This window comes from Psychrobacter sp. TB55-MNA-CIBAN-0194, from assembly GCF_040309505.1.
Classification (GTDB): domain Bacteria; phylum Pseudomonadota; class Gammaproteobacteria; order Pseudomonadales; family Moraxellaceae; genus Psychrobacter; species Psychrobacter fozii.
Genome location: NZ_JBEOOW010000001.1, coordinates 488,658 through 507,080 on the forward strand (window position 1 = coordinate 488,658; position 18,423 = coordinate 507,080).

Annotated in this window: 12 protein-coding genes; 4 read left to right on the plus strand and 8 right to left on the minus strand. The window is 44.6% G+C overall.

The window, feature by feature from the left end; all coding sequences use genetic code 11:
* Positions 1 to 183: 183 nt before the first annotated feature.
* The 5 genes from AAEY75_RS01940 to AAEY75_RS01960 all read right to left on the minus strand — a co-directional run bounded on the left by AAEY75_RS01940 (position 184) and on the right by AAEY75_RS01960 (position 9,835).
* Complete coding sequence (locus tag AAEY75_RS01940) at positions 184 to 1,818, minus strand: xanthine dehydrogenase small subunit (protein ID WP_352258089.1); 1,635 nt, start codon at positions 1,816 to 1,818, stop codon at positions 184 to 186.
* Positions 1,819 to 2,079: 261 nt separating this feature from the next.
* The gene (locus AAEY75_RS01945) at positions 2,080 to 3,441 is read right to left on the minus strand and encodes a uracil-xanthine permease family protein (RefSeq protein ID WP_320158621.1); all 1,362 of its coding nucleotides are present in this window, start codon (positions 3,439 to 3,441) and stop codon (positions 2,080 to 2,082) included.
* 370 nt (positions 3,442 to 3,811) lie between these two features.
* On the minus strand, positions 3,812 to 4,501 hold the full coding sequence (locus tag AAEY75_RS01950; RefSeq protein ID WP_110922956.1) for a 1-pyrroline-5-carboxylate dehydrogenase: 690 nt from the start codon (positions 4,499 to 4,501) through the stop codon (positions 3,812 to 3,814).
* Positions 4,502 to 4,512: 11 nt separating this feature from the next.
* Complete coding sequence (gene putA / locus AAEY75_RS01955) at positions 4,513 to 7,764, minus strand: bifunctional proline dehydrogenase/L-glutamate gamma-semialdehyde dehydrogenase PutA (protein ID WP_352258092.1); 3,252 nt, start codon at positions 7,762 to 7,764, stop codon at positions 4,513 to 4,515.
* A 775-nt stretch (positions 7,765 to 8,539) separates the two neighbouring features.
* Positions 8,540 to 9,835, minus strand: a complete 1,296-nt coding sequence (locus AAEY75_RS01960) for an NCS2 family permease (protein ID WP_194197501.1) — start codon at positions 9,833 to 9,835, stop codon at positions 8,540 to 8,542.
* A 487-nt stretch (positions 9,836 to 10,322) separates the two neighbouring features.
* Here AAEY75_RS01960 and tolQ point away from each other — a divergent pair, with 487 nt between their 5' ends.
* The 4 genes from tolQ to AAEY75_RS01980 all read left to right on the plus strand — a co-directional run bounded on the left by tolQ (position 10,323) and on the right by AAEY75_RS01980 (position 14,023).
* Complete coding sequence (gene tolQ, locus AAEY75_RS01965) at positions 10,323 to 11,036, plus strand: protein TolQ (RefSeq protein ID WP_201551762.1); 714 nt, start codon at positions 10,323 to 10,325, stop codon at positions 11,034 to 11,036.
* 13 nt (positions 11,037 to 11,049) lie between these two features.
* Positions 11,050 to 11,508, plus strand: coding sequence for a protein TolR (gene tolR / locus AAEY75_RS01970; RefSeq protein WP_110922960.1), 459 nt, complete (start codon positions 11,050 to 11,052; stop codon positions 11,506 to 11,508).
* Positions 11,509 to 11,580: 72 nt separating this feature from the next.
* Positions 11,581 to 12,594 (plus strand): cell envelope integrity TolA family protein, encoded by a 1,014-nt coding sequence (locus AAEY75_RS01975; RefSeq protein ID WP_227681285.1) that lies wholly within the window; start codon positions 11,581 to 11,583, stop codon positions 12,592 to 12,594.
* A 136-nt stretch (positions 12,595 to 12,730) separates the two neighbouring features.
* The gene (locus AAEY75_RS01980) at positions 12,731 to 14,023 is read left to right on the plus strand and encodes a beta-propeller domain-containing protein (protein ID WP_197216152.1); all 1,293 of its coding nucleotides are present in this window, start codon (positions 12,731 to 12,733) and stop codon (positions 14,021 to 14,023) included.
* 327 nt (positions 14,024 to 14,350) lie between these two features.
* Here AAEY75_RS01980 and AAEY75_RS01985 read toward each other — a convergent pair whose 3' ends face one another.
* From AAEY75_RS01985 to AAEY75_RS01995, 3 genes are all read right to left on the minus strand, one after another.
* Positions 14,351 to 15,013: a cytochrome c gene (locus AAEY75_RS01985; RefSeq protein WP_197100275.1), complete on the minus strand. Its 663-nt coding sequence runs from the start codon at positions 15,011 to 15,013 to the stop codon at positions 14,351 to 14,353.
* A gap of 30 nt (positions 15,014 to 15,043) precedes the next feature.
* Positions 15,044 to 16,645 carry a flavin monoamine oxidase family protein gene (locus AAEY75_RS01990; protein WP_352258095.1) on the minus strand — a complete coding sequence of 534 codons (1,602 nt, stop codon included), beginning with the start codon at positions 16,643 to 16,645 and terminating at the stop codon, positions 15,044 to 15,046.
* Between the two features lie 166 nt (positions 16,646 to 16,811).
* A complete protein-coding gene (locus AAEY75_RS01995; protein WP_352258097.1) occupies positions 16,812 to 18,296 on the minus strand; it encodes a c-type cytochrome in 1,485 nt (494 codons plus the stop codon).
* Positions 18,297 to 18,423: the final 127 nt, after the last annotated feature.

Genomic DNA, 18,423 nt, shown 5'->3' on the forward strand with positions numbered 1-18,423 from the left:
GGCTTCTAGCGTTTTGACGGTATGATAAAAGCTATGTTGCGAACGGCTCTATTGAAAGTTAAGTCAGACGCTAAACTTAATAATATTATTGTCAAAAGCACTGTCGCAAAATCATAACGGTTATAAATATCTATATTTGGGGCAAAGGAAGTTCAGATCCACTTTCGATACCAGCTGTCTCTATCAAGCGCTTATCGTTTGCAGCTCTGCTACCAGTTGCTTACCGCACTTAATGAGCAGTCGTTGCACCACATGCATACGATACTCTCGACTCGCTCTCACATCTGTCATTGGTGATACATCCATTGGTAGCATTTTTGCAGCCTTCTCAAAACTAGCTACCGTCAAAGGCTGTCCAATCAATGCTTGCTGAGATTTTGTCGCTAGCAGAGGGATAGCCGCCATACCACCTAGCCCAAATTTGACATCCTCAATGGTCATGCCATCTGCTGAGATATCCAGTCTTGCTGCAAGCAGACAGGCAGAAATATCATCTTCATAACGCTTACTAATTTTATGGATGTATAGATATTGATTGTCTTGCAGAAGTGGTATATGGACGGCGACCACATAGCTGCCTGCACGTAGCTTGGTTTTTTTATAATCTAAAAAGAATGCTGATAAAGGTATCGTCTCATCAGAGTAAGATGCCTGAGAAACACCGTTACGATTAGCCATATCACAATGACGTAAATGAACCTGCGCATCTAATGCTAATAGAATCGGTGGTAAATCGCCAATCGGTGAGGCATTGGCAATATTGCCACCGATAGTACCCATATTCCGAATTTGTGGTGAAGCAATACGTTCAAATACCGCAGCAAATGTAGGAAAATACTGCTCAAGCACAGGCAGTATTTTTTTATAACTCATACCAGCGCCGAGTATCAGTGATTTTGTAGATGCTGATGCTACGTTTTGCTTATCATCTGATAGCGCATTGGCATTATCATTAGCATCCACCACTGACCAAGTCTTTAGCTCATCAATCGCAGAGAGCTGCACAATCACTTCATGATCAACCAAATGCTGCGTCACACTTAGACCCAGATCAGTCCCGCCTGCCCAAATAGTCGCCTTTGGATTGGCCGCTAGTACTTGATTCAGCGCATCAATTGACTGCGGCATAAATAACTGCCGCGAGTCTTGCGTCAATGCAGGTTCGATAGCATTATCTTTCGGTGGAACAGACGCCTTGCTAGTTGCCATCGCATCGGTAGCTAGCGCTATCGTGAGATCTTTCGCTGCTGTATGCGCTTCGTCGCGCTGCTGACCAATAGTACCCATGGCCAGACCAGCTTCAATAATTGGGCGATAACCCGTACAGCGACATAAATTCCCCGATATTGAAGCGACAATATCATCATAGCTTAGCGCATCTATCGTCGCATCCTGCACTTTTTGCAGACGATGGTTTTCATAAACGCTGGCCAGCGACATCACAAAACCAGGTGTGCAAAAGCCACACTGCGAACCATGACAGTCAACCATCGCTTGTTGGGCTGGGTGCAATGAGGCGCGATCTGGATGATGCTCAGGATTGTCCGCGAGATAAGCCGCTGTCATCAGATGATGACCATCCATCAGTGAAAGCAAAGTAATGCAGGAGTTTAGCGTATAAAAAGGAGTGGTAGATTGTTCGCTATCATCTATAGCCAATCGTTGCGCCATGATGGTACAGGCACCGCAGTCACCACTACCACAGCCTTCTTTGGTATCGGTCTGTCGTTCGTGCAAGCGTAAATACTCAAGTACCGTTGTATTCGGATTGAGGTGGGTTATCTCATGGTGCTTTCCGTTCAGATAGAAACTAATCATAGCAAGACTCGGCTAAAAAATTGGGCTTTATAAAATTAGGCAGCTCAGATAAACCACCAACATAAATATCTACTAAATCGCTCAAAACAATCAATCTATATTTAATAAACCTTAAACAATAATGGCATTTAATAATACTTTTTGGCTAGATAGTTAATTCATTTTAAAAGAGCGTCAAGGCAACCGAGTGCAGATGTAACTGTGATACTTCAAGCGAGGTTAACGCTGTCACTCTTTTGTAGAGGATTGACTATATTTTTATTATATATCAGTGTCTTGAGTATCCACTGGTAAAAACAAACTTAATGTAATGGCTGTGATAGCACCGATTGCTACAGGTGATATCAGCACGTTACGTATCAATTCAGGCACGTGTGATAACACCTCAGGCACCATAGACACACCAATACCCATTCCGACAGAGGTCGCGACAATCAACATATCACGGCGGTCGAGCTTGGCAGTCGACAATACCTTGATACCTGCCACTGCGACTGTGCCAAACATTACTAGCGTTGCACCGCCTAGTACTGGCTGAGGCATGGTTTGCAATAGGGCACCGAATATAGGAAACATCCCTATGATAATCATGAGCGCTGCAATATAAATCCCGACATGGCGACTAGCAACTCCGGTAAGCGCTATAACGCCATTGTTTTGGCTAAAAGTCGTCGACGGCATACTGTTTAAAGTCGCGGCAATCATAGAGTTCACACCATCTGCCAATACTCCACCTTGAATTCGATTGAGATAGACAGGTCCTGTGACAGGCTCTTTGGACACCACAGCATTTGCCGTTAAATCGCCTGTCGTCTCAAGCGCACTTACACAATACAGAATAGCTAATGGAATAAAGGCGGCGATATCAAATTGAAAACCAAATCTAAAGGGAATAGGAACTGTCACGAAGCCAACATTGCTCAGTGAAGAAAAATCCAACCTGCCCATAAAAAAGGCGGCTAGCATACCTAAAACTAAAGCAATAACAATCGAGGAAAGTCTTAATAAAGGATTTTTTGAGCGGTTAAAAACAATCACTGATACCAGTACAACCATACCTAGAAACAGGTTCTGTAAGCTACCAAAATCTTTGGCACCAAAGCCACCTGCAATATCAGTCATGGCTACTTCGATCAATGGAACACCAATGAGAATAATAATAGTACCAGTGACAACAGGCGTAAATATTCTTTTTAATTTATGAATAAAACGACTCAGTACAACTTCGACAAAGGCAGCGCAAAAACTAACGCCAAAGATAGTGGCCAAAATATCTTCTGGTGAACCACCACGTCCTTTTACAATTAGGCCAGCAGAAATAATCGCTGTCAAAAAAGCAAAGCTGGTCCCTTGTAGACTTAACATACCAGCGCCTACGGGACCTATTTTTTTACATTGAATATAAGTGCCAATACCAGAGGAGATTAGAGCACAGCTAATCAAATAAGGAACATATTCACCCAACCCCAAAGTCCCAGCGACAATCAAAGTGGGTGTAACAATAGCAACGATGCTGGCTAATAGGTGTTGTAAAGCCGCGAAGCTTGCCGGCCAAAAACTAGGATTGTCATTGAGCTGATACATCAACTCGCTGTTTTTTTGAGACTCTATAGATTCAGGCACTGTTAATCATCCTTGATTAATATATTTTTAAGTCTACTAACACTTCTTGATAACAGGTGTCAGCAGCCTCGCTAATAGTTTTGGTCTGAGTGATTTGGTGTTAGTGATAACACCGCTTTGAAAGATGACCATTTGGTCAGGTTTTATGATGATATCACTACTGCTGTTTGCCGACAAGCGATAAAATAGCGTTCATAAGTCATAGGATTTTAAGTATTCACCGTCTAAAATATGAAATACTTGAAAAGCAGCCATAAAAAAAACGGTTAATGCTCATTTTCTAAGAGTTTTGAAGCTCTTGAAAACAAACATCAACCGTTATTCAAACAATGCTAAGTAGCGTCTTACTACCTAGCACATTTAATTTTTCTTATGTACCAAGCTCAAGTAAGCTAGCATTACCACCAATAGCCGTGGTATTGATGGTTTTGACACGCTCAGTGACAAAACGATGCAGATAATCAGGCGTTAGCATCTCTGACAAGCCTTCCATATCCGTCACGCTGATCACCTGCGTCAAAATACCATCAGTCTTAGCCAGCTCTTGGCTGATGGTCTGTGCATCAGCTCGGCTACCAGACACTGCCACTTGTGCAAGACGATCGATATACAACAAAGTAATGGTCTGTGAGTCATTAGCAACGCTCAACACATCTTCGCTAATGCCCGTTTCATAAAGCACTTTTGCTGCTTCAACACACATCTCATCTTGGCTTGGGCAATGCAATATGACTTCATTGCCTGTCAATAGTGCGGCAACCAGCTGGCCTAGTACGGCCATTGCACGGGCAGACTCACCGCCCACCACCATCGTCTTACCGCGACCAGTGACATACAAGTCGTTTGACTCGCCAGTGGCACCAACCATACGGTGCATCTCATCCAAGCTAGGTGCTGCACTCAATAGATGATTGAATAAGCGCTTGGCCTTGTTGGCATCACCAGTTAGCAGTGCCAGCTTTGGAATGGCTGCTTGTAGATAGGTTGCACGGTTTACTGCGCCCAGTAACCTCCAAGACTCACAGACCTGTGCATGATTTTTTTTGAATTCAGTCGCCATGATGCTACTCCTTATGCAAGTTCTGTTTGAGTGGTGGTTTGGGCTTGGCTATTGCTAGCCTCGATATCAGTCGCTGGCTCTGAGACTAGCTGCATGAGGCGCGATACATAGTGCGGGCCACCCGCTTTAGGGCCAGTACCAGACAGACCACAGCCACCAAATGGCTGGACGTTGACCACGGCACCAATTTGGTTACGGTTGATATAGGTATTACCGACAAACGCGCGGCGCTCGATGTTTTCAGTGGTGGTTTCGATACGACTGTGGATACCCAAAGTCAAACCAAAACCTGTCGCATTAATTGCATCGATCAGCTTGTTCAAATCACGAGCTTGGTAACGCAGTACATGCAAAATCGGGCCAAAGTGCTCACCGCCGATGACATCGATGCTTTTGACTTCAATCGCCGTTGGCAATACAAACGTAGACTGATCTTGGCTCACGACTGAGGTTGAGCTCATTGGTGTCTGTGCCAAAATCGTTGCAGTTGGCTCTGCTTCCATACGCGCGATATGCGCCTCTAGGCCTTGCTTGGCATCCGCATCAATCACTGGGCCCACATCGGTGGCAGCATACAGTGGATTACCAACAGACAGTTCTGCCATGTTGCCTTGTAGCAGCTCGATCAAATCATCTGCCATCTCTTCTTGCACGCACAAGATACGGCAAGCTGAACAACGTTGACCCGCTGAACCAAACGCTGATAATACCGCGTCTCTAACGACCTGCTCTGGCAGTGCCGTTGAATCAACGATCATCGCGTTCTGACCACCAGTTTCTGCGATAAATACTGGCAGCTCACCGCTGGTTTGGGCATGGTCGTTTAGGCTTTGATTGATACGCTGAGCTGTTTGAGTAGAGCCGGTAAAGATCACACCTGCGATGTTGTCAGCCGCCGTCAATGCGCCGCCCACATCACCTGCACCAGTGACCAATTGCAGGGCCGCTGCTGGAATACCCGCTTGATACATTAATTGTGCAGCAAAGTGCGCAATCAAACTGGTTTGTTCAGCAGGTTTGGCCACTACCGTGTTACCTGCAGCTAGTGCCGCCACGATTTGACCGGTGTAGATTGCCAATGGGAAGTTCCATGGACTGATACAGACAAAAGTACCACGTGCTTTGTAGACTTGACGCGCTTGTTTACCAGACAAATCGGTAAACTCATAAGCAGTCGCTTCTAAACGCTCGGCTTCATCTGCATAAAAACGGCAGAAATCAACCGCTTCTTTGATCTCATCAATACCATCTTGCAGAGTCTTACCCGCTTCAACTTGGCACAATGCCATCAATTCAGCGTAGTTCTCTTCGTATAGCTCTGCAATCTTACGCAAGATCTCAGCACGCTTTGCAGCTGATACATTTTGCCACTCATTTTGACCAGCAACAGCAGCATCGATGGCTTGGCGAGCCAGTTGAGCGTTGGCGTATTTGACGTCACCAGCGCTAACTTCATGGTTCCAAGGCGCACGTACCGTCTGAGCATCTAACTGATGCGTTGTGCCATCGACTTCGTAATCATTAACGGCTTTGCCATTGATGATAGGTGTCGCTGACCAAGACTTGTCTAAGTAGCTATCGATAGCCGCTGTAAACGGAGCCCACTGCGAATCAATAAAGATATTAGGACCAAAGCTGGCACGACGTTCACCATAGATTCCTGATGGTAATGGGATATCTGGGTTGTTCAACGTGGCATTGGCCAGCAGCTTGTCATATGGATGTACAGTCAACTTATCAATAGGATAAGACTTGTCTAGTAACTGATGGACAAACGAGCTGTTTGCGCCGTTCTCAAGCAAGCGACGTACCAAGTACGGCAGCAAGTCTTTGTGAGCGCCTACTGGTGCATAGATACGTACTGGAATCTGATAAGCATCTAAAATATGATCATAAAGTGCATCACCCATGCCATGCAAACGCTGGAACTCAAAGTCTCTGTGCGCGCTCATCGTAATGATTGACGCAAGCGTATGAGCATTATGTGTGGCAAACTGTGGCCAGATTAGCCCACGCAAATGATCCGATAATAAGAAACGCGCGCAAGCAAGATAAGCGGTATCCGTGCCTTCTTTACGAGTCCAAACAGGATAGCCTGATAGACCTTTTTGCTGAGCCAGTTTGATCTCTGTATCCCAATAAGCGCCTTTAACTAAGCGTACTGGGATGCGGTCGCCTACTTCACTTGAGAGACAAGCCAACCAAGCAAGCACTGCGATAGCGCGTTTAGAGTAACCCTGTACAACGATACCCAAACCATCCCAGCCAGCCGTCAAGTTATCACGGTATAGAGACTCAAACAGTTTTAGAGAAATCTCAAGACGATCTGCTTCTTCAGCATCGATGCTCAGATCAACATTGACCTCACGTGCCGCTTCAATAAGCAACATGCAGCGTTGACGCAGCAGTCCCATGACTTGCGTTTCTTGCGTGGCTTCATAGCGAGGATGCAGTGCTGATAATTTGATAGATACTGATGGCTTTGGCATGCCGTCTTTGACTTTAATGCTCGCAGTGGCTTTGATGGCATGCAGATAATCGTTGAAATATTTTTCAGCATCTCTATGCGTGATGGCCGCTTCACCTAGCATATCAAATGAGTAGGTGTAACCTCTATTGCGATATGGTTGGCTGTTTTTATTGGCGTCTTCAATGGTTTCGCCCAATACGAACTGATGCCCCATGATACGCATGGCTTTTTGCATCGCACTACGAATGACAGGCTCGCCCATCTTTTTGGTCATACGGTCTAAGAAACCTGATGCCGTTGTGCTGCTATCAATGCTCACGACGCGGCCCGTCATCATCATGCCCCAAGTAGAGGCATTGACCATAAAGCCGTTGTCATTTTTGATGTGCTTTTTCCAATCAGCCACACTCATTTTGTCATGAATCAAGGCATCAGCCGTATAGTTATCTGGCACACGAATCAACGCTTCTGCCAAGCTCATGAGCAAGATACCTTCTTGGGTATCAAGGCTATACTCAAGCAATAATGAGTCAACCATTTTGACGGCTTTGCCGTCATTACGCACATGCTCGACCAATTTACGCGTTTGCTCAGCAGCAGCATCGCGCTCTTCATCACTAGGTTTGGCAAGTGGTAACAGCTCAGACAACCAACGCACTTCATCCACACTATATAGCGGTGAAATACGGGTATGTAGCGTTTCTAATGACTGGGTAAGATATGCCGGCTTCAGCAAATCAACAGCAGAAAACAAGATAGGCTCTTGCGGGGTAAACTGGTCTACTGGGTTCATAATAACTCCATAACTATCGTTTAAAAACCATAATAAATGGTGCTTTAGGAAGTCTGATCGTCCTGTGTGACGGCTCACAACCGCTATCAAATTGAATAGTGGTTATTAACGGATACTCACAGTAATAATCAAAAGACCAAACGGCGCCATCACAAAACTAAAAATCCAGCAGAGGCTGGAGACGGTTAAGTAGGTCGTTCGACTGTTAAACGGGCTACGCTAACAATACAAAGGCAACAACGCAAAGCTAAGCGGCATTAGTGCCTTCTTCTTGTTAGTAGTGAAAGGAGTATGATGGTCAGATACCAGTTTATCAAAACGACATACGGTCGCTTTAATAAACACCAATCTATCATCTTAGGTGACGCTAATTCACTGTAAGAAAAACCTCTACGGCGTTGATTGAGGTGATGCGCTTAACGTGGCTATAATATCATGAAAAAAAATTTCGAACTAACGATTTTTTTTATTTTTATCGATAAATAAATCTTTATATAACAATAGCTTATGTCATTATTGCTGACCATGACGCTTTGGTTATGTTTTTTTGTTTACTATTGCCGATTGATTGTCATTACAGCACTAGATATCAGTATCAAAAATACTAGCGCGTGCCTTCAATTCACTCGATAGTCATCTCAATGGGCTAACACTCGATATAACGCTTATATCAATAAAAACCCCTCCTTATCTGACATAGATAAGGAGGGGTTTTTATTGCAAGCTAAGCTAAAACTGTATCGTTTAGCAAAGACTGCTGACTGGCTTTAAACCGTTAAACAAAGACAATTTTTGCCAATAGTACGAAAGTCAATATCCATACTGGAATGCTAATGTCAGAAAACTTACCCGTCAGTGCTTTGGTCGCCGTATAAGTGATGAAACCAAGTGCGATACCATCTGCGATAGAGTAAGTCAGTGGGGTAAATAATAATACGACAACGACTGGCGCTGCTTGAGTCAAGTCAGACCACTCTACGTCTTTTAGAGTGCCTAACATCAATACCGCCACATAAAATATCGCGCCTGCTGTTGCATAAGCAGGGATCATACTGGCTAATGGCGCAAAGAATATACTAAGCAAAAATAGCACGCCGACAGTCACAGCGACCAATCCAGTACGACCACCTGCAGCAATACCTGAAACGCTTTCGATATAACTGGTTGTCGATGACGTACCAAGTAAAGTCCCTGCTACTGTCGCAGTAGAATCTGCAAACATCGCTTTACCCATGTTCTTAACTTTACCATCTTTATCTACCAAGCCTGCCTGTTGCGTGGTTGCAATCAACGTACCTGCTGTATCGAATAAATCGACGAATAAGAAAGCAAAGATAACGCTGATCATACTCACATCAAACGCGCCAGCAATATCAAGCTGCATGAATGTAGGTACAATCGATGGCGGTGCAGAGACAATACCAGTGAAATGCGTATTGCCAGTTAATAAGCTGACCAAAGCCACAAGCAAGATACCAATAGTCACCGCACCAGGGACTTTCTTATAAGACAAAGCGAGAATAACAATAAACCCAACAGCAGCCATCGCCGGTCCAAAGCTTGTCATATCACCTAAGCCAACCAACGTAGCGTCATGATTGACGATGACGCCTGAGCTTTGTAACGCAATGAACGCTAGAAATGCACCAATACCAGCGACCACGCCCTGCTTGAGCGACACGGGAATAGAGTTGATGATCATTTCGCGAATTTTGAACAGACTCAACAGCACAAAAATACAACCAGACAAGAACACCGCGCCAAGCGCAACTTGCCATGTGTACCCCATACCAAGTACCACGCCGTAAGTAAAGAAGGCGTTAAGACCCATGCCAGGAGCCTGAGCAACAGGTAAACGAGCATAAAGTCCCATGATCAAACACCCGATTGCTGCTGCCAAACAAGTAGCAACAAACACAGCGCCTTTATCCATGCCAGCATCTGCTAGCACGTTGGGGTTAACAAAGATAATATAGGCCATCGTTAAAAAAGTGGTCAAGCCAGCAAGAATTTCAGTTCTTACCGTGGTGTTTTCACCGTTAATCCCAAAATAGCGTTCGATTGCATTCATAAGTGTCGCGCCCAGCTTGCTAGTGAAAGAACAAATTTATTAATGCCTAAAGTCAACACAACGTCAGCAGACAAATCATGACGTCATCTATAGAAAGGCAGCAGTAACGAAGTGTAACATTCTAGAGAAATTACACTATAAATTCAATCACTACCAGTACCCGGGGCGTACAAACGCGATTTCTCCTACTACTTAGAAATCATATTTAGACAGAATTTTAGGTAAATAAAACATATTTTCAAGATATCTATCGATAGATGCACAAACAGAATTTACCTTTTCAATAAAACAACATAGCTAAACATTCATTAATTATTTGGTATTTAACACTTTATTAAATGACCTTTCCTTCATTTAGCAGTACACTAGGCGGTTAATATAAGTGTGCAGAATTATTGCTCCACCATATTTTTATGTTATCGAATACCCTATTTGGCCTGCGTATTGCACCATGCCAGCTCTTGCCCATTATCCGTGAGTTCATTACATGCCTGAGTCATTAAATATTATTGATCTTATTACCCAAGCCAGTCTATTGGTGCAGATTGTGATGGCACTATTATTATTAGCGTCTTTATTCAGTTGGATCATTATTTTTCGTATGAGTGCGCGGCTTGGTACAGCTCAAAGTTTCGATCAACAGTTTGAAACTTGGTTTTGGTCAGGTGAAGATTTAGCCAAACTATATCAAGGTGTGCAAGGCTCACCTGAACGCCAAGGACTTGAGCAGATTTTTTATGTTGGATTTTCAGAGTACCTAAGAATGCATAAAAAGCGCCAACCTAAAGATGACATCATCGATGGCGTTGAGCGTAAGCTAAGAGTTGGGCTAGGTCGTCAACAGCAACTGCTCGAGTCAGGACTGACAACGCTGGCCAGTATCGGATCAGTGGCGCCTTACATCGGATTATTTGGTACAGTCTGGGGTATTATGAATGCCTTTTTAGGATTGTCGCAGACAGAACAAGCCACCCTCGCCTCTGTTGCGCCTGGTATCGCCGAGGCCTTAATCGCCACTGCCATGGGTTTGTTTGCAGCGATTCCTGCTGTACTGGCTTACAATCACTTTACGGCAAAATCTAGCCGCTTATATGACTCGCGGGCGCTGTTTTGTGATGAGATGACCGGCATGCTCCAACGTGAGACCAGTGCAGCAAACCCTGTCAGCAGAGAAACGCAATCTACTACCAATCAAGCATAAGGACGATGAAGCCATGAAGCAAAGTCCCTATCGCCGTGAAAAGAAAGCGCTAAATGCAGAGATGAATGTCGTTCCTTACATCGATGTGATGCTGGTGTTGCTGGTCATATTTATGGTGACTGCGCCGATGTTGATTACAGGTGTTGATGTCGATCTGCCAAAAGAGCAAACCAACACCATGAGCCAAAGCCAGCTACCGGTGATCGTATCTCTAACTGGTAATGGAGAGATTTTTATCAGTTACGAAAGTAATGTCGATTTGCCAGTGAGCGAACCTGAACTGATTAACACCTTGTCTAATTTGCAGACTCAAAACAGTGATGCCGGAGCGTCACCCGTACAGGTGATGATAAATGCCGACCAAAACAATCAATATGGTGCAATCATGACGCTAATGGCGACGTTGCAACAAGCTGGTATTCAAAAGGTGGGACTACTAACAGGCGCTCCTCTACCCACGCCTTCACTGTAATAAACAGATTAATAAGCACCACATTCGATCAAGCTTATAATAGAATCGTAGTCAACCCAATGAACCACGTTCATGAGTATAAATATTATGCATAATGCTCCTGCCGTCTATGTGCCTACCCAACCTGAAGGCAATGGGCTGACCTTGCCTACGCTACTCAGTTTACTCGCACATGGCCTTGTGATTGGCCTGCTCGTCTATAACTATCAACACACTGAAGTAGACATGACTGGTAGTATCGAAACGGTCATGGTATCACCTGAGCAGCTGGCTGATATGCAAGGTCAGATACTGGCCAATCGTGCTGCCGCGCAAGCTCAAGCAGCCAATGCTAGCAGCAGCTCATCGACAGTTACGCAAGCGAATGAGTCTAACAGTAACAATGCCAACCAAAACAGCAGCCAATCAAGCTCTCAGCAAGTACCTAGTTTTAGCCGCCCTGATGACACTGCTGGGCGTCCTTTGCTCATGAGCGAAGAGCATCATCAACGCTTACTTGAACAAAATAGAGAGTATGAGCAGCGGATGGCTGAATGGGCAGAGGAATTAGATGAATCAGTGACAGAAAAGCACGATGCGATTGAGCGAGACAAAAGAGATGAGCAAGTAGAAGAGCAACAAAGGCTCCAAGAGTATCGTAATAAGCCAAATGACACTCCCAAAATTGTACGTCCTAATAATAAAAGCACCAATATAGAATTTGAAAGTAATGATTCTGATGGCACACCTAAGAATTACAGTCTAGCAAAAGGTGACTCTGTCGTATCTAGCGATACAACAAGCACCACAAAAGAAAGCAGTCGTTCAGCAGCAGGTGGCAATCGCGGTGCTAGCAACAATGAAATTATCAGCTTAATCAAACGTAACTATAATCCACCGACAGGAGCGAAAGGCACGACTCAGCGCGCGACTCTAACGATTACTGTAAATGCTAGCGGCAAGGTAACCAATGTCTCAGTTTCAGGACCTGATAGTAGAGTCAATGAGGCAGCCAAACAAGCAGCTTGGGATGCGGATAGCTTCCCAATAGATACTAGCGATCCCAAATATCCTACTTTCGATATACAGTTTAGGGGTAGTAACTAATAAGTTGCTCATGTCTCACATTATTGATAACGTTACCTTAATAATCTTATACTGTTGAAGGTATTCCCATACCTTTATGGTTGATTGATTACTTGTAGAAATGATCACTATACTTTTTCAGGAGCTTGAATTACTCATGCGTACTCACAAAAAACTACTCACATCTTTACTTGCCAGTGCCTCAGCTTTGCTTGTCGCTCCAAGTATATTTGCAGCTCCTGTCGTTCTGGAACTAGATTACGACATTCCTACTCAACAAAACCAAGCCGCTTTTGTTCCCTTCGCTGGTGACACCGTCATGTCTTCTATTATCCTAAATGACTTAGGTAAAACCGAGCTAAAAGTGACTAGCGAAAATTTGCCACAGCAACCGCATAGTAGCAACGAGTTAGCAGGTACACTACCCGTATGGCAAAGTATCGGTATTCCTTACCTAGTCGTCGGTAGCAGCAGTACCAATCGCGGTAAAGTGACCACCAACTATGAAGTTATTGAAGTAAAGTCAGGGCGAATACTAGCAGGCAAACAAAGTCTAACGGCTAATAACGATAAAGAAAGTATGCGTTATGCTGGGCACGTCATCGCAGATAAAATATATGAGTTGATTACCGGGACGCCAGGAGATTTTTCAGGACGTATTGCTTATATTGAAGAGGAATTAAGCGGTAAGAATAAAGTCTCACGCCTAAAAATCATGGATGCTGATGGTGAAAATGCGAGAACACTTGCTGAAGTCAAAGGGTCTATCTTTTCACCCGCTTGGTCACCAGACGGTAAACGCATTGCTTACTCTGTACAACGTGATCAGTCTTATCAAGTCATCTACGTACAAAACGTTGATGGCGGCGGCGCAACCGCATTAACGCCATTTCCTGGTAGTAACTTGAGTCCATCATTCTCACCAGATGGCAGCAAAATATTATTCTCTAGCAGCTTTGAAGGCAGTGCTGATATTTACGAGATAAGTGCCAGTGGCGGTCAACCTAAAAGACTCACTAGCTGGCCAAGCAGTGAAGTACAGCCAAGCTATGCGCCTGATGGTCAATCTTTTGTGTTCGTCAGTGACCGCGCAGGTTTCAATAAGCCACAAATCTATCGTTATGAGTTTGGCTCAGGACGTACTACGAAGCTATCAAATAGTGGTTATGCGACTAGCCCGCAGTTCAATAGCGATGGTTCACAAATTGCCTTTTTGAATGGCTCATCAGCCGCTATCATGAATAGCAATGGCGCAATAACGGCTAATTTGGGCAATACGGGCATTGATGAAGCACCGAGCTTTTCGCCTAACGGTAAGCGCGTAGTCTATGCTTCAAAACAGGGTGGTAAAGGCATTATTACAATAAAATCACTAAATGGTGGTGAGACGTTTGGCAAGTCCGGACAAGGTACTATTCGCTCACCAGTATGGTCAGCCAGTCCGAAGTAAATAATCCACTTACTTTCTTTCTCAATCTATAAATCCTTGTATATAAAAAAGCGCCTAACTATCTGTTAAGCGCTTTTTTTCTAAGAGCAGTAGTGAAGTAATTTGTATATTAGGGCGTGTCCTCAATTCAATCGATAGTCATCTAAATGGGTTAAAAATGGCTAAATCTTGCCAAACAACGTCAAATAGCTGACTAATATCTCGATATTATCTGCGCTATTTTCCTTGTTTGACTGCGATTTATCTCATTTTTATCACCATTTTTAAAATGAGGACACGCCCTAGATATTTTTCTTTAATAGCCATTAGCTAAAAGTGTAAACAGTATTAATCATCACTCGGATCACCTGCTGGTGGGTTGTCATGACGCAGTTTTGCTACGTCTTCAGCCGTTACCGTCTCGGTAAAGCCATTCAAGTCACTGACCACATATTGAGTAACCGCAGCCATCTGCTCATCATTCATCATCCCATGAAATGACGGCATACCGCGAAAACCATTCATTAAGATATCAATGATGTAATACTTTGATTGCATCTTACTGTTATTAGCCAGTGGTGGATAATAGCCTGCGCCGTAAGCACCCTCACCTTTATGCATATGACAGGCTGCACAAGAGTCGTGATATAGCTTTTCACCATCTGTTGTCACAAATGCATTGGTGCCTTCAAATTTTGCTTCCCACTTAGTAATACTTGGGTCATTTTCCATATTGGGCAGTGAGCTGTCATCGACGATATTTGTAGAAGGTTTTGCAAGCTCATCACGACTCATATGGACTGCACCCCAAGCGCCTGTATTACGGCTGGCTTGATAATCAGCAGGTTGCGTAGCTTCTTTCTCTTGTACACTGGCTATCGTTTGTGCATCATCCGACCGCTGACTACAACCTAGCAGTGTCGCACTACTCACCACACTTAGCAACATCACATTCAGCAGTTTGGGTGTCATGTTTTTTATGACTGTCTTCTTCACGATTGCATTATCCATGATAGCCTCTGAATTTTATAGTTATTCGTATTAACCTAGTATTTTTGCTTTTTTATGTAGGCGCTTTGCGGCATCCATACCAGATAGAATAGCGCCTTCCTGCCATGCTGGAATGTGTGAACAATGCTCGCCTGCCAGTACGATACGATTATCAATACTGCACAGGGTATCGTAATGCTGCCGACGGGTCGATTCGTTCCAGATGCCATAGCAGCCAAGCGTCCATGGGATACGGTGCCAGACAACTGACGTACCTGCGCGGAATTCTTTGGGATACTGAGGATGGATATATTTACCATAGGCAAGTGCAACATTGATACGCTCTTTCGGCGTTAGGGTATTGAACTTATAAGATGTCGGGCCGTAACCATACGCGCCTAGCAACACCCCTGTCCCATCTTTGAACATATTTTGTGACGGATAGGCAATCTGAGCAATGGGCATGTCGGTATAAGTCAGACCACCAAATATCCACTCATCTTCTTCCCAAAATCGACGATTAAACTCTAAGCCAACTTTATAAGAGCTCTCATAAGGCACAGCGGCCATCGCCTGTTTCATAGGTTTTGAGACATTGATATCCATCTGCGTCAATATCGTTAGTGGGATATTACAGACGCACCAATCTGCACGGATGGTCTTAGTGGCGCCATCTGGACTATTGCTGTCGACATAATCGACCGTCACACCACTTTCGTCCTGATGGATTTTGGTGACTTTTGCATTAAACTCAATCATATCTCGACATTCGCGGGTGAATGCATCACCGATTTTACCCATACCACCCACTGGCTGAAACATGGTTGGCTGATGCCCATAAGTCATATGATTGCTATAGATATCTGCCCACATACCCGACTCTAATATCTCACTGATAGGCAGTGGCTTTGATGGGGTCGCATCAGGCATCAAGCCGCCACCCGGAAACACACTAAAACCGCGATGTTTGCTGGTCTCATTACTGGCACGGTAGCGATAGTCTTTATCGAGCACACCCCAACCTTTTAAGCCTTCTAACAGTTTCTCTTTATCTTCTTTATTCACAGAACGATCGAGAGCACCGACGTTAACGGACTTCGATAACAACTCCGCGACGTGACCTTGGATATCGTTTTTTACATCACCCAAACGTTGAGGTACACCGCCAAAATGAGTGCTACGGTGCAGATACGCACGATCATTGGTCTGAATAAATGGCTGCAGCTCAACACCGAACTGTTTGCAATAATGGAAGATGGCATAGTGATGACTGGGCAAACGCCATGGCCCACCATTAAAATAATTGCCTTCTTCAAAATCACAGGTGACTTCTTCACCGCCAAGCTCTATATATTTATCACCGCTGTTCAATGTCCAGCTGCGACCACCGCCACGGTTCTGATATTCGAGAACCTTGACATCATAGCCTGCTTTACGTAACTCATAAGCCGCTGTCAGTCCACCAAGACCAGCACCGAGAACGACAATACTAGCGCCCGGAGGTGCACCTTTTAGATCCATGGTCTCTTTGAAACTCGACTCTGAAGCAAATCCTAATGTCGTCATTGCCTGATACATCGCCGTTGCACCCGCTGTCTTACCAATCATCGAGAGCAGTTGGCGCCGTGTTGGAGACTGAGGCATGTCTTTCATAATAAAGTCCTTAAAGTAGGCGTTCGTGCAAAACAGGAGGCATTGAGACGATGAATCAGCTTGGCTTAGTTTTTCATTTTGTTGTTTAAGCTGTCGTGCCTTACCGTGTTGCCTTTAACGCCTTTCTTGTCATAAGTATTTAAATCGTATTTATAGAATTACTGGATTAACGGCGACGCCTAGCACGCAAGATTGCTCGTATGATAAATACAATAATAATGACGGCCACGATAATGCCAACTATTGCCAGCAGGCCCGCATATTTAATTAAAAATGGCGTATCAGCACCCGTCGTTGCAATGCGATCGACATCATCAGCGCTCACCTCACTACTCGTAAGGCCACCAAAATTCACACGTACATAATTGGTGATACCAGCGATTTGCTCGCTATTAAGCTCGTCTGAAAACCCTGGCATGATAGGCGAAGTATTGGTCGCCCCTTCTACTCCATGAAGAATCATGTTCACGAGTGCATCAGGCTTGTCGCGACGAATACTGCTGAGTCCGACGATAGGCGCATAACGTGCATCAGGCTGTCCATTACCATCGACACCATGACAGCTGCCACAAGCCGCCAGATATAGCGATTCTGATGAATCACTACCGTTGCTAACCTCTGCTTTAGCTTGAGTCAAATACTCATTTTGGGCGAGTAAATCGTGCGTAATGGACTCGTTGATTGGTGTTGGTAAACGAGAGATATCAACGGCTGCGACCTTATCTTCTGTTTGGATCGCAGGAACAGCTTTTAAATAAGAAGCAATGGCACTCAGGTCTTCATTTTTAAGATAGCGAGTACTGTGCGCAACTGCTTCGCCCATTGGCCCTCCCGCATAAGCTCGTTGGTCAAGCTCGCCGGTACGTAGATACGTGACAATATCTTGTTCACTCCAATTGCCAATGCCACTTGACTCGTCAGGTGTGATATTGGGCGCATGCCAATGACCAAGCTGAGCGCCTGATAGATATTTTTCTTTATCAAAGCCCATGGTGCTATTACGCGGGGTATGGCAAGTGCCACAGTGCTCTAGGTTATTGACGATATATTCACCGCGTTGCTGTGTTTGGGTGAGTCCATCACGGTTCTCGGTAGAAGGAACATTTAAAAAGTTCCAGCCCAGCATGAGCGTACGAATGTTAAAAGGAAATGGCAATTCAGTTTTTTGCGTTGGTGCCTCATCAACGACTGGCACGGTTTGCAGATAGGCAAATAACGCGCTGATGTCTTCTTCCTTCATGCCGCTATATGCAGCATATGGCATGGCAGGATATAACATATGCTTGGGAGCGCGACCTTTTTGCAGCGCATTTTTCAAATCCATCTCGGTATAGTCACCGATACCATAACGCTTAGACGGGGTAATATTGGTTGAATAGATACTTCCCATCGGAGTGTCAATCGCTGTACCGCCAGTATAGTCTTCACCGTGGCATGCCATACAGTCAGCAGCACGAGCAATATAAGCACCGCGGTTGACGATATCGCTATTAGCGGGACGCACATTAGGCAAACCGGCATTAGATAGACTAGAATCCGCTAATATGGTGGTAGGCAAGCGAGCACTGGCCGTGCTTGTTCCTTCAGCCATCACAGCACTGGAGGTAATACCCATTACGAGCATCGATAACATCATAGGAATTGGCTTCATAATATCCTCATATAGCTGGTACCTAGGGTATTTCACAGAGAGGTTTGACGACATATTCGATAGTGAGTAGCGTCTTTATAACTATTTATTTTTGCTGCTCTATGCGTCAAACATCAAACATCAAACA

What these genes read in the sequence shown, in the direction of transcription:
- AAEY75_RS01940 (WP_352258089.1), bottom strand. Translation starts at nt 1,818, where the DNA reads ATGATTAGTTTCTATCTGAACGGAAAGCACCATGAGATAACCCACCTC.
- AAEY75_RS01950 (WP_110922956.1), bottom strand. Translation starts at nt 4,501, where the DNA reads ATGGCGACTGAATTCAAAAAAAATCATGCACAGGTCTGTGAGTCTTGG.
- putA (WP_352258092.1), bottom strand. Translation starts at nt 7,764, where the DNA reads ATGAACCCAGTAGACCAGTTTACCCCGCAAGAGCCTATCTTGTTTTCT.
- AAEY75_RS01960 (WP_194197501.1), bottom strand. Translation starts at nt 9,835, where the DNA reads ATGAATGCAATCGAACGCTATTTTGGGATTAACGGTGAAAACACCACG.
- tolQ (WP_201551762.1), top strand. Translation starts at nt 10,323, where the DNA reads ATGCCTGAGTCATTAAATATTATTGATCTTATTACCCAAGCCAGTCTA.
- tolR (WP_110922960.1), top strand. Translation starts at nt 11,050, where the DNA reads ATGAAGCAAAGTCCCTATCGCCGTGAAAAGAAAGCGCTAAATGCAGAG.
- AAEY75_RS01975 (WP_227681285.1), top strand. Translation starts at nt 11,581, where the DNA reads ATGAGTATAAATATTATGCATAATGCTCCTGCCGTCTATGTGCCTACC.
- AAEY75_RS01980 (WP_197216152.1), top strand. Translation starts at nt 12,731, where the DNA reads ATGCGTACTCACAAAAAACTACTCACATCTTTACTTGCCAGTGCCTCA.
- AAEY75_RS01985 (WP_197100275.1), bottom strand. Translation starts at nt 15,013, where the DNA reads ATGGATAATGCAATCGTGAAGAAGACAGTCATAAAAAACATGACACCC.
- AAEY75_RS01990 (WP_352258095.1), bottom strand. Translation starts at nt 16,645, where the DNA reads ATGAAAGACATGCCTCAGTCTCCAACACGGCGCCAACTGCTCTCGATG.
- AAEY75_RS01995 (WP_352258097.1), bottom strand. Translation starts at nt 18,296, where the DNA reads ATGAAGCCAATTCCTATGATGTTATCGATGCTCGTAATGGGTATTACC.